This window comes from Novosphingobium sp. MBES04 (assembly GCF_000813185.1).
Classification (GTDB): Bacteria; Pseudomonadota; Alphaproteobacteria; order Sphingomonadales; family Sphingomonadaceae; genus Novosphingobium; species Novosphingobium decolorationis.
On the sequence record NZ_DF850488.1, the window covers coordinates 1,465,954 to 1,479,224 of the forward strand.

At 67.5% G+C, this 13,271-nt stretch carries 11 protein-coding genes; 2 read left to right on the forward strand and 9 right to left on the reverse strand.

Annotated features, from left to right (window positions below):
- Positions 1 to 90: 90 nt before the first annotated feature.
- From MBENS4_RS06375 to MBENS4_RS06415, 9 genes are all read right to left on the reverse strand, one after another.
- Positions 91 to 1,110, reverse strand: coding sequence for an alpha-ketoacid dehydrogenase subunit beta (locus MBENS4_RS06375; protein ID WP_052322049.1), 1,020 nt, complete (start codon positions 1,108 to 1,110; stop codon positions 91 to 93).
- Positions 1,107 to 2,102, reverse strand: a complete 996-nt coding sequence (locus MBENS4_RS06380) for a thiamine pyrophosphate-dependent dehydrogenase E1 component subunit alpha (RefSeq protein WP_039389516.1) — start codon at positions 2,100 to 2,102, stop codon at positions 1,107 to 1,109. Before MBENS4_RS06380 ends, MBENS4_RS06375 begins: the two co-directional genes overlap by 4 nt.
- A 130-nt stretch (positions 2,103 to 2,232) precedes the next feature.
- Complete coding sequence (locus tag MBENS4_RS06385) at positions 2,233 to 3,360, reverse strand: Gfo/Idh/MocA family protein (RefSeq protein ID WP_039389517.1); 1,128 nt, start codon at positions 3,358 to 3,360, stop codon at positions 2,233 to 2,235.
- A 10-nt stretch (positions 3,361 to 3,370) separates the two neighbouring features.
- A complete protein-coding gene (locus MBENS4_RS06390; protein WP_039389519.1) occupies positions 3,371 to 3,601 on the reverse strand; it encodes a biotin/lipoyl-containing protein in 231 nt (76 codons plus the stop codon).
- Between the two features lie 139 nt (positions 3,602 to 3,740).
- Positions 3,741 to 4,397 (reverse strand): carboxymuconolactone decarboxylase family protein, encoded by a 657-nt coding sequence (locus tag MBENS4_RS06395; RefSeq protein WP_039389523.1) that lies wholly within the window; start codon positions 4,395 to 4,397, stop codon positions 3,741 to 3,743.
- The gene (locus MBENS4_RS06400) at positions 4,397 to 5,791 is read right to left on the reverse strand and encodes a spinster family MFS transporter (RefSeq protein ID WP_052322050.1); all 1,395 of its coding nucleotides are present in this window, start codon (positions 5,789 to 5,791) and stop codon (positions 4,397 to 4,399) included. Before MBENS4_RS06400 ends, MBENS4_RS06395 begins: the two co-directional genes overlap by 1 nt.
- 5 nt (positions 5,792 to 5,796) lie before the next feature.
- Complete coding sequence (locus tag MBENS4_RS06405; RefSeq protein ID WP_039389526.1) at positions 5,797 to 7,989, reverse strand: TonB-dependent receptor; 2,193 nt, start codon at positions 7,987 to 7,989, stop codon at positions 5,797 to 5,799.
- 149 nt (positions 7,990 to 8,138) lie between these two features.
- Complete coding sequence (locus MBENS4_RS06410; RefSeq protein WP_039389528.1) at positions 8,139 to 9,308, reverse strand: cytochrome P450; 1,170 nt, start codon at positions 9,306 to 9,308, stop codon at positions 8,139 to 8,141.
- Positions 9,309 to 9,397: 89 nt separating this feature from the next.
- On the reverse strand, positions 9,398 to 11,110 hold the full coding sequence (locus MBENS4_RS06415) for an MFS transporter (protein ID WP_242404806.1): 1,713 nt from the start codon (positions 11,108 to 11,110) through the stop codon (positions 9,398 to 9,400).
- A gap of 253 nt (positions 11,111 to 11,363) precedes the next feature.
- Between MBENS4_RS06415 and MBENS4_RS06420 the strand changes: the two genes are divergently transcribed.
- Positions 11,364 to 12,620, forward strand: a complete 1,257-nt coding sequence (locus MBENS4_RS06420; RefSeq protein WP_039389529.1) for an acetyl-CoA C-acetyltransferase — start codon at positions 11,364 to 11,366, stop codon at positions 12,618 to 12,620.
- Positions 12,617 to 13,132, forward strand: a complete 516-nt coding sequence (locus MBENS4_RS06425) for a MarR family winged helix-turn-helix transcriptional regulator (RefSeq protein WP_242404807.1) — start codon at positions 12,617 to 12,619, stop codon at positions 13,130 to 13,132. Before MBENS4_RS06420 ends, MBENS4_RS06425 begins: the two co-directional genes overlap by 4 nt.
- Positions 13,133 to 13,271 lie beyond the last annotated feature (139 nt).

The window sequence follows — 13,271 nt, forward strand, 5'->3', positions numbered from 1 at the left end:
CTCACCTTACCCGCGCCGCCTTGGCCGAGACTGGCGAGGTCGCCCATTTGGGGGTCAAGGGGCGATGGCCCCTTGAATCAACTTATTCTCTCAGCCCATCAGCGCCTGCGCAGCGGCAACCATCTGGTCAGGCTGAACGATGTAGGCGTCTTCCAGGACCTTCGCGAAGGGCACCGGGCACTTGGGCGCGCCGAGGCGGCGAACCGGGGCCTTGAGAACGCCGAACAGCTCTTCCGAAACAGTCGCGGCGATTTCCGCGCCGGGCCCAAAATCGCGCACGGCCTCGTGCGCGACAAGGAGCCGCCCGGTCTTGCGCACCGAGGCGAGCACGGTTTCGCGGTCCCAGGGCGAGATGGTGCGTAGGTCGATGAGTTCAACCGACAGGCCCGCCTCGGCCAGCGCGGGGAGCGCCATCTGTGCGCGCACGGTCTGGCTCGACCAGGTGACGATGGTAAGGTCCGAGCCCTCCTGCACGATACGCGCCTTGCCGAGCGGGATCGGCCCCTGGTCGTCCGGGACTTCGGCGGGCACGAACAGCGAGCCCGCGCTCTCGATGAAGATGCACGGGTCGGGATCGTCAATGCACGAGAGCAGCAGGCCCTTGTAGTCGACCGGGTTGGACGGCGCGACGACCTTGATCCCGGCCGCGTGGGCGTACCAGCCTTCAAGGTGGTCGGCGTGCTGGCCCGCGGTCTGCCAGCCCGCGCCCGTCAGCGTGCGAATGGTGATCGGCACCGAGGTCTGCCCGCCCGACATGAAGCGCAGCTTGGCCGCGTGGTTGAAGATCATGTCCATCGCGACCGTGGTGAAGTTCATCAGCATGATCTCGGCCACCGGCTTGTACCCGGCAAGCGCAGCGCCAATGGCCGCGCCGATGATGGCCTGCTCCGAGATCGGGGTGGAGCGCACGCGCTCGCCCCCGAACTTTGTCGAAAGGCCCGCCGTCGCGCCGGTCACGCCGCCGCCTTCGGGGTCGGCGATGTCCTCGCCAAGCACAAGCACCTTGTCGTCGGCGGCCATGGCTTGGTGCAGCGCCGCGTTCACGGCCTGGAGGCTGTTCATCTTGCTCGTGCCGGCGGGCTTGGCCGCGCTGGTCGTCGTCGTGCTCATGCCATCATCTCCTGGGCAAAGACATCGCGGCGGATCTCGTCCACCGACGGAAGTTCGCTGGCGAGGCCGAAGTCACGGGCCTCGGCCACCTCCGCCTCGATCTTCGCCTGCATCGCGGCAAGCGTCGCCTCGTCCACGTGGCCTTCGTCGAGCAGGCGCTGGCGGAAGAGGGGCAGCGGGTCCTTCTCTTTCGCCGCGGCCAGCTCGCCCTCGGCCATGTACTTGTTGTCATCGCCCAGGACGTGCCCGAGGAAGCGGAAGGTCGTGCATTCGAGCAGGGTTGGCCCCTCTCCGTCGCGCGCCCGCGCAATCGCGGTGGAGACCTGCGCGTACATCTCCCAGGGGTCGTTTCCGTCGACCGTGAAGCCGGGCATGCCGTAGCCGATCGCGCGCTTGGAGATTTGGTCGACCGAAGTGCCGTTCTCGAAGCGGGTGTGTTCGGCAAAGCCATTGTTGGGGCACACGAAGATGACCGGCAGCTTCCAGAGCGAGGCCAGGTTGAGCGACTCGTGGAAGGCCCCGATATTGGAGGCGCCATCGCCGAAATAGGCAATGACCACGCGCCGCGAACCGTCGAGCTTGGCCGCCCAGGCAAGGCCGTTGGCAATCGGCATCGAGGAGCCCACGACGCCCGTCGTCACCATCACGCCTGTCGGCGGGTGGGTGAGGTGCATCGGGCCGCCCTTCCCCTTGCAGGTGCCATCGACGCGGCCCGCGATCTCGGCCCAGAGGGGTTTGAGCGGCATGTCCTTGGCGACCATGTCCTGGATGCCGCGGTAGATCGTGCAGATCTGGTCCTCGTCGGTGAGGAAGTGGGAGATCGTCGCCGGGATCACCTCCTGCCCGCGCGCGGAGTAGTAGGGCATCTGCAGGCGCCCCTTGCGGATGGTAGAGAGGATCGCGTCGTCGTTGCGCTCGATCCGCAGCATCCGGCGGAAGATGTCGGTCAGCGCGGCGGAATCCGGCTGGGGGGCGTTACTGGGTTGGGTCATGGGAAAACCTCGCTCGCTTCAGGCGTCGAGGGGAACTGTCAGGGGCCACGCGGGCAAGGTCAACGAGAGCCGCTGCGCCACGGCGATATCTCGGAAACGCCTCGATCAACCACCTCTAAAACAGGCCTATTCAGGCAACCTCGGACAACGCAATCCAGCGTCTCTCCGCCTGCGCGCGGGACATCGCCTCCTGGCAGCGCTCGACTTCCAGCGCGCGGGCGAAGTCGGGCGCCGCGGTGCCCTTGCCTCCAATCGCGGCGACCATGCGCTGCATGGCCAGCGCCATCGGGAAGCAGGGGGGGATCGGAAAGCTGGCATCAATGGCCAGGTCCGGGTCCACCCGGTACGCCTCGGGGATGTCGAGCGCCTGCAGGTCACTCGGCGCGTGCGGGTTGGGCTTGTCCTGCGCCCTCAGGCCCCACAGCGTGCAGTCCTGCGCGCTGGGAAAGGTGGGCGCGCGGGTAACCAGTCGCCCTTGCGTCCCGTAGATGTCGAGCAGCCAGCCATCGTGCATCGTCATCGCCCAGCCCGCCTGGAGCTGCACGATGGGCCCGTTCGCAAAGCGCAGCAGCGCGTTGCCGGTGTCGGTTGTCTCGGGCGTGACCCGCTCTCCGTCCTCATAGACCCATTCGGAAAGGACCTGGCGATCGTCGGCCACCACCTCCTCGACAGGTCCCAGCATGGCCAGAAGCGGGTAGAGCGCGTGGCTGCCATTGTTGCGCAGGCCCGAAACCCCCGCGTCGCCACGCGCGAACCAGTTGTAGGGAAACTGCTTCGAGGCGCGGTTGAACAGCGAGATGTTGAGATGGCAGGTCCCGCCGATGGGCGTGCCGATATAACCTTCGTGCACCAGTTCGATCTGGCGGCGCACGGCGGGCACGTATTCGATGAAGGCATCGACCACGCCCACCGCGCCCGAGGCCTGCCAGGCCGCGTCGATGGCCTTGGCGCCTTCCCATCCCGGCGCGTGGGGCGAGGCGTTGTAGACGTGCTTGCCATGGGCGAGCGCGGTCTCGAGCCAGGGCTGGCGGAAATTGGGCCGGGTGCCCAGGTCCACGATGTCGATATCGGGATCACGGCACATTTCGTGGGCGTCCCAGAAGGCGCGTTCCACCCCCAGCTTCTGCGCGGCCGCGCGCGCGGTCTCCTCGCGCGAGGTGCAGATCGCGGTCACCTCGACGCCGGGCACCGCGCGCCAGGCGGGAAGATGGGCCATGCCGCCCCAGGCAGCGCCGACAATACCGACCTTGAGCGTCATCGGCTGCGCCTTATTCGATCATGCCGACGATGGTGCCGACCTGGACCGTCTCGCCCTCGGGCACGGCGATGCGCAGAATACCGGAGGCCGGGGCCTCCACCTCGTTGGTGGACTTGTCGGCTTCAAGCAGGAACAGGCACTCGCCCTCGGTCACTTCCTCGCCCTCGCCAAAGGTCCACTCCGCGATCTGCCCCTCGGTCATCGAGAAGCCGATCTTGGGAAAGATGATCTCGGTTGCCATGCTGCTCTGCCTCCGCCCTCATGTTCGTGAAGTGATGTCGGGATCTGTTCTGACCCCGCACCCGACCGGCTGCAATTGCGCGTTTGCCTGCCCGTCATTCTATCGGCCCGGCGATGGCGCGCGGGCCGGGGATGCGCGCTCAGGCCTGGTTGCGCGTCGCCCAATCGTCGACTTCACCCGGCTTGAAGGTACGGGCTGGCCCCGCGCCCGAGGCGGTCTTGAGATCAAAGCCGATGGGATCGACATCGCCCTCTATCGGCACGCCGAAGGAGGACAGCGCCCAGCTTGTCATCACGTAGTGGCCAATCGACATGACCAGATCCATCATCTGGCGCCGGTCGTAATGGCGCGCGAGGCCCTCCCAGGTCGCCTCCGAAACGATGTGCCGGTCCATAAGATCATCGACCGCATCGAGCACCAGCCGGTCCGCCTCGCCCCAGCGCCCCGCGCCTTCGGGGTAGTCGCGGATCGCGGCGATATCCTCGAGGGTGAGCCCGGCGTTGAGGCCGTAGCCGACATGGTTGTGCCATTCGTACGCGCTCTTCACCCGCCAGGCGACGCGCAGGATCAGCAGTTCGAGCGCGCGGGTGGGCAGCGTGTTGGTCATCAGGAGGTGCCTGGCCCAATGGTTGTAGGGCATGGCCATGTCCGGGTGGTTGGCGAGCACCATCATGATGTTGGTGCGCGAGCCTTCCTCGCGCGCATTGGGCTCGCCCCAGAAGGCGAAGACATCGCGTGCAGGCTCGGTCCATTCCTCACGCGGGAGGTTGGGCAGGCGGCGGGGCGGAGTCGTCATCACGGGGTCTCCCTGTCGGGATGGGGGGTGTCGGTCCGTCCGGCATCGCGGGCGAGCTGGCGTTCGCTCTGGGCAAGGTCGGCACGGTAGTGGCGCGCGGCCATGGCGAAGCTGAACGTGGCGGGAAGCGCCAGGACCGTGCTGGAGAGGAGCGCGATGCGCAGCGCATCCTCTCCAAACGATGGAGCGAGCGCATCGCTGAGAACGCCCAGCAGCGCCGGCCCGAAGCCATAGCCCACGAGGTAGACCGCCATCAACGTCATCGCCGCCGTCGTCGCGCGAGCCCAGACGGGCGGCAGCGTGGTGCAGACCATGATGAGCGGGGCCGCGAAGATCCCGCCGGTGAACGACAGGATGCCCGCAAGGCCATAGAAGACCCCCATCGAAGGTGCGTTGAAGAGCACGACGATGGTGAGCGCGGCGCCCAGGCTGGCGGCGATACCAATGCCCATCTGGCGGCGCGGATCGCGGCGCCCCACCCAATCGGCGAGCGGCCCGCCGACAAGGTGGCCGACGAAACTGCCCGTCCCCACCGCAGCCCCGAGCCAGGCCCCGAACTCGACCGGCGCGAGCCCCTGCGTGCGGGTAAGATAGGCCGGAATCCAGCGCAGCAACCCGTTGACCATGAGCGCGAGGCAGGCGAGCGCGACGATCATCCAGAGGATCGTGCGCAAGGCCGCGATGGCCTTGAGCGTGCGCCCCAGCCCCGGCTGCGGAGGATCGGCGCGCAACCCGTCCGCCAGGCCCTTGGGCACGTTGCGCACGGTGAGGTAGAACAAGGCCGCCAGCACCAGACCGGGAAGCCCGGCAACCAGGAACGCCGCACGCCAGCCATAGGCGGCGACCACGTAGCCGCCGATTGCGTAAGCGAGGCCCATGCCGATGGCGGGGCCGGTCATGTAGATCGAGGTTACCGTACCGCGCTGGTGACGCGGGAACAGGTCGGACAGGAGCGCAGGGCCGGGCGAACTGAGCCCCCCCTCGCCCAATCCCACGCCCATGCGCGCGACGAACAGGTGGGTGAAATTGCGGGCAAGGCTGGAGGCGGTCGTGGCGAGGCTCCAGATGACGATGCCGGCTGCAATCACGATCTTGCGCGGATAGCGATCCGCCAGACGCGCAAGCGGGATCACGGCCAGCGCGTAGACACCGGCATAGGCGATGCCGTTCAGCGCCCCGAGCTGGCCATCGGACAGTCCGAAATCGGCGCGGATCGGCTCGACCAGAATGTCGAGGATCTGCCGGTCCACCGCGCTCAGCGCCGAAATCAGCGTCAGGAGAGTGAGAACATAGGCGCGGTAGGCCATGCCCGGAAGCTCGGGCGGCGCGCTAGTGGCAACGGCCCCCTCTCCGGTCGCAACCTCGCTCTCGGCGATGGAGGTGTCGGTCAGCATGTGCGTCAGTACCTGTAGCCGATCTCGACACCCCAGGTGCGGGGCTGGCTCCAGGTCGCGCCGAAACCGAAGTTGTTGTACTGGACCTGGTTGACGTAACGGCTGTCGGTCACGTTGTCGCCGAAGACGGCGAGGAAGAAGCGGCTTTCAGGGTCGTCCCACTGCGCGCGCAGCGCGAGGGTCTCATAGTCACCGCCCTGGAACTGGGTGCCCGACGGGCCGAAGAAGAACGAGGACGTGTAGTAGAAGTTGCCCGACAGCGCGAGTTCGCCGCCGGCCAGCCCCACCTCCCAGCGCGCGCCCAGATTGCCGGTGAACTCGGGCGTGCGCTGCATGTCGACGTTCTTCAGATCGACTGGCACGTTGAGATAGGAGACGCCGCTACCCGCGCACGCGGCCGCGACATCCGGTCCGAAATCGGCGCAGGGCATGTAGACCGGGGCGCCCGGGAAGTCGGTGTAGCGGCCATGGACATAGGCGCCGCCCGCGGTGATCGAAAATCCTCCGCCCAGCCGCAAGGCAAACGCAGCTTCCGCGCCGTAGATCTCGGCCTTGGCGGCGTTGATGATCTCGGCCCGGCCATCGGTAAAGAGCGAGACCTGCAGGTTGCGGTAGTCGTAGTAGAAGGCCGCCGCCTCGAAGCTGAGCAGTGCGCTCTCGGTCTTGAAGCCGATCTCGAAGGCATCGATGGTCTCGGGCGAGACATCGTTGCAGACGAAATCGGGCGGGTTCTGGCACGAGCCGCCGACATCGAGAATCGCCGCCTTGTAGCCGCGCGCATAGGAGGCGTAGAGGCTGGTCGTATCGCTCGGCTTGTACCGCACGACGAGGCGCGGGGTGAAGCGGTCACTCTTCACGTCGGCGACGTCGAAGGCCTCCTCCCCCACGTTGTAGAACGCGTTGGTGATCGTGTCGTGGGCATAGCGCAGGCCGCCCGTCACGAAGAGGCTGGGCGTGACTTCATAGGTGAGGTCGACGAAGGCCGCGATGCTGCGCGTGGGCGCGTCCGAACCGCCCAGGCGCACCCGGCCAAAGCCCAGCGGCACGGCGTTGTCCGCGTACGTCTTGTAGCGGTCCGAGTTGAACAGGTAGAACAGCCCCGCGGTATATTGCAGCGCCGGGCCGGGCCTGGAGGTCAGCAGGAATTCCTGCGTGAAGGTGCGGTTGAAGACCGGCAGGCCGTACTGGAAGATCGTCAGCGCGGTCTTGTCGAGATCGAGCGAGGCATCGACGTCCTGGTCGCGGTACTGGGTGAAGGAGGCGAGCTCGGCAAAACCAAGGTCCGCCTCGAGCGTCAGCTGCACGATGTCGTTGTTGGTCGTGATGAAACTGCGATCCGGCCCCGGCGCGTAATAGTCGGGGTCGGTGGTGTAGGTGGCGGGCGGCGCGAAGCTGGGCGCCCCTATGCCCAGCACATCGTCGACAAAGATGTTGTAGAGCAGCGGGCGCGGGTCGTCGGTCTCGACATGCTGGTAGCGCAGCTTGGCGGTGACATCCCCCAGATCGAGCTTCAGCCCCGTGCGCACCTGCCAGTTGCGGTAGCGCCGGTCACGCGCGCCGCTTGCGATGTTGCGCTGGAAAGCCTTGCCGGTCGCGTAGTTGCCTTCAAGGTCGAGCGCGAGGGCATCGGTCAGCCCTGTCGTGACGTAGCCTTGCGCGCGGATTGCCTCGAAACTGGCGAGCGAGGCGCGAAATTCCATCGCCGGATCGACACTGGGATCGGCGGTCTCGACCAGGATCGCCCCGCCCGTGGTGTTGCGGCCAAAAAGCGTCCCTTGAGGCCCTTTGAGGACCTGCACGCTGCGCACCCGAAGAAGGTCGAAGTCGGCCTCGGCCGGGTTGGGCGAATAGAAGCCGTCGACATAGATCCCGACATTCGAGCCGCCGCCCGAGGTGGTGATGCTGGTTCCCACACCGCGGATAGTGGGTTGGACGAACTGGCTCTGGCGATCAAAGCGCAGCGCAGGAACCATGCTCTGGATGCCCGAAAGCTCATTCGCGTTGGCGGTTTCCAGCATCCCGGCATCGAGCGCGGTGATCGAGATCGGCACGTCGACCTGCGCCTCGGCGCGGCGCTGCGCGGTCACGACGATGACCCGCTCGGCCTGCACGTCCGCATCCTGCGCGGCCACGGGCGCGGCGGCCAGCGCAAGCGGCAGGCACGAAGCTGTTGCCAGAAAAGCCCTTCGGGTCCTCACACCCTTCTCCCCTTTCGGGCACGACTCATAACCGGCGCGCGGCAGGCGCCTTCACGTCCATGCACTCTCTCAGGACGCGAGGTTAGAGCGGCCCCCGTGGCCTGTCACAAGGAAAGGGCAAAGTTCGCTCCGGCGATCACACCGCCCTGTCAGGTAACGGTGCAGGTAAGCTGGGCGTCGCGCAGTTCGTAACTCATCAGCTGCGAGTTCCAGATGATGTCGGGCGCGCGGGCCATTGCTATGCCCGGCACGCGCAGCAGCTGATCGATGAAGGTCCGGGTCTCATGCAGCGCCACCTGCCAGCCGGGACAGTGGTGCGGTCCATCGCCGAAGCTGAGGAATTCGGCCTTCTGCCCTTCGCGCCGGGCACGCTCGGCATCGATCGCATGGGGACAGGCGCCCACCGACTGCGCATCGCCATGGACCGCGCGAAGATCGATCGCGAGCCGTTCGCCGCCCGCAACCTCGCCCAGCGCCTGGTCGCACACGCCTGCCCCCGCGCGGCGGTAGAGCACCGAGGCAATCGGCTCGAGCCTCAGGATTTCCAGCAGGATCGCCATCTGCGCCTCCTCGTCCCCATCGAGGAATTGGCCGCGCAGCTCGGGATTGTCGAACAGGTGCCAGGCGACCATCACGATGAACTCGCGCGTCGTGACCATGCCCGCCGTCGCATAGGTCATGCACTCGATCAGGATCGCCTTGTCCGAATAGCCCTTGGCAAGGCACTGCGAGATGATGTCATCGCCCGGCTCGGACCGCCGCCGCACCACGGCCGGGCGCACATCGGCGTGGTAGAACCAGACGCCATAGATGCTGCGGATGATCCGGTCGCGCAACTTGCCCAGTCCCGTCGCCGGACTGAACGCGGTGCGCAGCAGGCACTGGAGGCGCGGCGCCATCCGGCTGGGCGAGGTCTCGGTCAAACCCACGATGTTGGCGGCCACCGCCACCGTCAGTTCAAAGGCGATGCGGTCGAGCCGGGCCGTACCTGCCGCGCGCAGATCATCGAGCAGGCGCGCGGTCGTCTCCTCCATGATCGAGCGGTAGCGGGTCTGGATCGCCTTGGGCGTGAAGAAGCGGGCGATGGCCGCACGACGCTGCGCGTGCGCGGGCCCATCCAGATAGAAGACAGGGACGTGTTCAGGGTTGCCCCCAGCCACATCCTCCGATCCCGGGCCGTCCTGCAGCAGGCCGGCGCTGCGCAGCGCGGCGCGCGATTCACGCAAGCTCGCCAGCCGTCGCGCCTTGGCGTCGAGACGAAACCCCTCCCGCGCCACGGCGGCCGACTTGCGATGGTCCGCAAGAGCCTGTGCCTCCATCGTCCCCTCTCCTCGCTCTTTATTATGATGCGCAAAGTATCATATCGAGACGAAGGCCCGTCAAGATCGGGGAAGCTACGAGGCGCGCCTCAGTAGCTGAAGGGGCGGGGCTGATCGGGGCCGGGATCGGGGACCTCGGCGCGCCAACGCACCGATCCGAAAGGCCGCATCAACCGCCGACGCAGCCGCGCCCCCTCGCGCAGCGTATTGAAAGTCTCCACCTTTTCCTGAAGATCGAGGTCGGCCTGGGTGAAGCGGTTGCGCATGTGCAGATAGTCGCCCCAGGTCGGGCATTCGTAGCGCTCGATCCACAGCTGCGTGTCCGCGATATCGCGCGCGAGCGACCAGGCGAAGCCGCCGTTGCGCCGCCGCGCCTTGCCCACGTCCTGCATCAGGCGGAAGAATTCACGCGCATTCGCAGGCTCCACCCGGTAGTCGATCTCGATCTCGACCGGCCCGGAGCGCGCGGTCAGTCCCAGCGCCACCTCGGGGCTCTTGCCCAGCGACACCGGTGCGCGGCGGTCCTCGCCCTCATGCGCCATGGGCAGGACGAAGCCCAGCGCCACCGTCGCCGCCAGCGCAAGGCCCGAGACCAGCACCGTCGTCTGGAGGCCGAGCCCGTTGCTGATCGCGCCCCAGCCGATCGAGCCCAGCGCGATGCCCCCCGTCACCGCCGAGGAATAGAGCGAGAGCGCGCGCGCCGTGACCCAGCGCGGCGCCGAAAGCTGGACAGCCACGTTGAGCATCGCAAGCACCATCATCGTCCCCATGCCCTGGAGCAGGAAGCACGGTGCCGCGACCCAGATCGAGCGGCTATAGGCAATGCCGACAAGCGCGCCCGCGGTCACCAGCGTGCCGATCCGGATGGCGAGCTCGGGTCCCAGCCGCGCGCGCAGGGTCGCGGTCGAGAGCGAGCCCAGGATCGCACCGACACCGCCCGCGCCCAGAAGGACACCATAGGACGCCGCGTCGCCCGCGAGCTGGTCGCGCGCGATCAGCGGGGCGAGCGCAGAGGCCGTCGCCACGCAGAAGCCGAAGAGGAAGACGCGCACGATGGCGTTGCGCACGCCGCCTGCGTGCAGTGCGAAGCGCATGCCCGAGACGAGCGCACGCCCCAGGCTTTCAGGTGGCAGGCGCGAGGCGGGTTGCTCGCGCTTCCAGAAATAGAAGGCGAGGAGGAAGGGAATGTACCCCAGCGCATTGGCCCCGAAGGCCACGTGCGCGCCCGCGGCCAGCACCAGGAAGCCACCGATGGCAGGGCCAACCGAGCGCGCCAGGTTGAAGCTGACCGAACCCAGCGCGACTGCAGGAGGCAGGAGGCGGGGCGGGACCAGTTCGCTGATCGAGGCCTGCCAGGCCGGACCGAAGAGCGCAACGCCCGAGCCGATTGCGAAGATGAGGCCCAGCATCAGCCAGGGCGTGACCAGCCCCAGAAGCCCACACAGCGCCATGACGCTGCCGCCAAGGCACGCAAAGGCCAGGCCGCACATGGCCACGACGCGCCTGTCGAACATGTCCGCGAGCGCGCCCGCCGGCAGCGCCACCAGCATGAGCGGCAGCATGAGCGCTGTCTGCACCCCAGCCACCATGGCCGGCGAATCGGTGAGTCGGGTCATTTCCCAGGCCGCCGCCACGCCCAGGATCTGGTGCCCGAGGTTGGAACACACGCTGCTCGACCAGATACGCCGGAAGGGTGCCACGGCCAGCGGCGCGAATGTCCCGGGCGGCGCCTGAGACGCGCTCACGGTACCTGCCATGGCGCCGGGCGCTGTCCCCTGCACGTCCTTCGCGTCCTCAGCCATCACCCCTGCCCCATTTCCAGCTCGCCCATCCCTGGTGCGCATTCTTGTTTGATCCCGCGATGATCCGGCCCTGTGCCTGACAGGTCCAGCCATATTCGACGCGCCATCGCCCGGGCGGAGATGTGCCCCGCACACGCGCCCGAGCCTTGGCCTATCCCGCCTGTGGTGCCAGACCAAGATGCACGCGCCTGCAGTCCGTCCAGCGGAAAAGGGGCGCGCGGCAGGGACCGCCAATTGCCAGGGGAGAGCTTGCATGGCCGAGGCCTACATCATCGACGCGGTGCGCACGCCGCGCGCCATCGGGAAGACCGGCAAGGGCGCCTATTCGGGCCTGCACCCCCAGCACCTCGCCCGCACGGTGCTGGCCGCGCTGCGCGCGCGCAACAGCCTCGACACCGCCACTATCGACGACGTGATCTGGGGCACCAGCGCGCAGATGGGCCTGCAGGGCGGCGACCTGGGCCGCATGGCCGCGCTCGATGCGGGCTACGACGTGACGGTCAGCGGCGTCACGCTTGACCGCTTCTGCGCCTCGGGCCTCACCGCCACCAGCCTTGCGGCGGGCCAGATCATGGCGGGCCTGGAAGACTGCGTGGTTGCCGGGGGCAGCGAGATGATGAGCCATGTCGTCGACTACGGCACGATGCTGCGCGAGAAGAAGGTGCACATTGCCGGGGGGCTTGGCACCAACAACCCCTCGCTCGATGCCCGCCACCCCCAGACCAACCAGGGCGTTGCCGCCGATGCCATTGCCGCGATGGAAGGGATCTCGCGCGCCGAGCTCGACGCCTTCGGGCTCGAAAGCCAGCGCCGCGCGGCACAGGCCGTCGCACAAGGCCGCTTTGACGGCTCGCTCGCCTTCGTGACCGACGCAGACGGAAAGGTCCTGCTCGACCACGAGGAGTACCCTCGCCCCCAGACCACCGCCGAGGGGCTTGCCGAGCTGAAACCCGCCTTTGCCATGTTCTACGATCTGCCCGCCACGCGCGAAGGCACCAGCTTTGCCGGCCAGATCAGCAGGCGCTATCCCGATCTCGAGTTCACGCCCGTCCACCATGTCGGCACGTCCTCGGGCGTGGTCGACGGGGCCGCCGCGCTGCTCCTCGCCTCGTCCGGATACGCCAGGGCCCATGACCTCACACCGCGTGCGCGGGTGGTAACGGCGGTCAACATCGGCGATGATCCCACCCTGATGCTGAACGGGCCGGTGCCTGCCGCGCGCAAGGCGCTTGCCCGCGCCGGGCTCACCCCGGACGACATCGACGTGTGGGAAGTGAACGAGGCCTTCGCGGTCGTCGTCGAGAAGTTCATCCGCGATCTTGGCCTTGCGCGCGAGAAGGTGAACCCCAATGGCGGCGCTATCGCGCTGGGCCACCCCATCGGGGCGACGGGCGCGGTCCTCCTCGGCACCGCGCTCGACGAACTGGAACGCACCGGCGGACGCTACGCCCTCGTCACGATGTGCGCGGCTGGCGGCATGGCCCCCGCGATCATCATCGAAAGGGTGTGAGCGGCTCGCTGCCCGCTTCGGCCTCGGCCACCTGCCCGGGCCTTCCGGATACGTCCGGGACGGACGGCCGCAAGGCCGCGCCCGACACGCTCAAGCGCGACGTGGCGCTCAAGATGGCGATCGTCTCGCGGCTCATGCGCAAACACTTCGACGAGGCAATTGCCGAACTGGGCGTCACCCGCTCGCAATGGACGGTCATTGCCGTCGTCTCCTCGCGCCCCGGGGCCACCCAGCGAGTCATCGCCGAAGCACTGGAAATTTCCGAAGTCTCCGCCGGGCGCCTGGTCGACCGGTTGATCGCCGAGGGCATGGTCGAACGCAAACGCAAGCACGACGACCGCCGCGCCCATGCCATCTACCTGACGCCCAAGGGCCAGGAACTGACCGGCACGCTGAGCGATGTTGCGACGCTCAGCGAAGAGGCGACCTTTGCCGGCCTGTCCGACGAGCAACTGCGACAGATCAATGCCACGCTCGAGGCGATCTCGGCGAACCTCGGGAACATCCAGTAGCAAGTCGGAAAGAAGAGCCGTCCTCACGGGCCATCGCCCTCGGGCTCCCCGAACTGTCTGGCGCACCATTCGCACGCAGCCTTGGCCTAACCGAGCGAGATAGCCGTCTTTGGGATCGACACGAAAAGGGGCTGCCGAA

What these genes read in the sequence shown, in the direction of transcription:
- MBENS4_RS06375 (WP_052322049.1), bottom strand. Translation starts at nt 1,110, where the DNA reads ATGAGCACGACGACGACCAGCGCGGCCAAGCCCGCCGGCACGAGCAAG.
- MBENS4_RS06380 (WP_039389516.1), bottom strand. Translation starts at nt 2,102, where the DNA reads ATGACCCAACCCAGTAACGCCCCCCAGCCGGATTCCGCCGCGCTGACC.
- MBENS4_RS06385 (WP_039389517.1), bottom strand. Translation starts at nt 3,360, where the DNA reads ATGACGCTCAAGGTCGGTATTGTCGGCGCTGCCTGGGGCGGCATGGCC.
- MBENS4_RS06390 (WP_039389519.1), bottom strand. Translation starts at nt 3,601, where the DNA reads ATGGCAACCGAGATCATCTTTCCCAAGATCGGCTTCTCGATGACCGAG.
- MBENS4_RS06395 (WP_039389523.1), bottom strand. Translation starts at nt 4,397, where the DNA reads ATGACGACTCCGCCCCGCCGCCTGCCCAACCTCCCGCGTGAGGAATGG.
- MBENS4_RS06400 (WP_052322050.1), bottom strand. Translation starts at nt 5,791, where the DNA reads ATGCTGACCGACACCTCCATCGCCGAGAGCGAGGTTGCGACCGGAGAG.
- MBENS4_RS06410 (WP_039389528.1), bottom strand. Translation starts at nt 9,308, where the DNA reads ATGGAGGCACAGGCTCTTGCGGACCATCGCAAGTCGGCCGCCGTGGCG.
- MBENS4_RS06415 (WP_242404806.1), bottom strand. Translation starts at nt 11,110, where the DNA reads ATGGCTGAGGACGCGAAGGACGTGCAGGGGACAGCGCCCGGCGCCATG.
- MBENS4_RS06420 (WP_039389529.1), top strand. Translation starts at nt 11,364, where the DNA reads ATGGCCGAGGCCTACATCATCGACGCGGTGCGCACGCCGCGCGCCATC.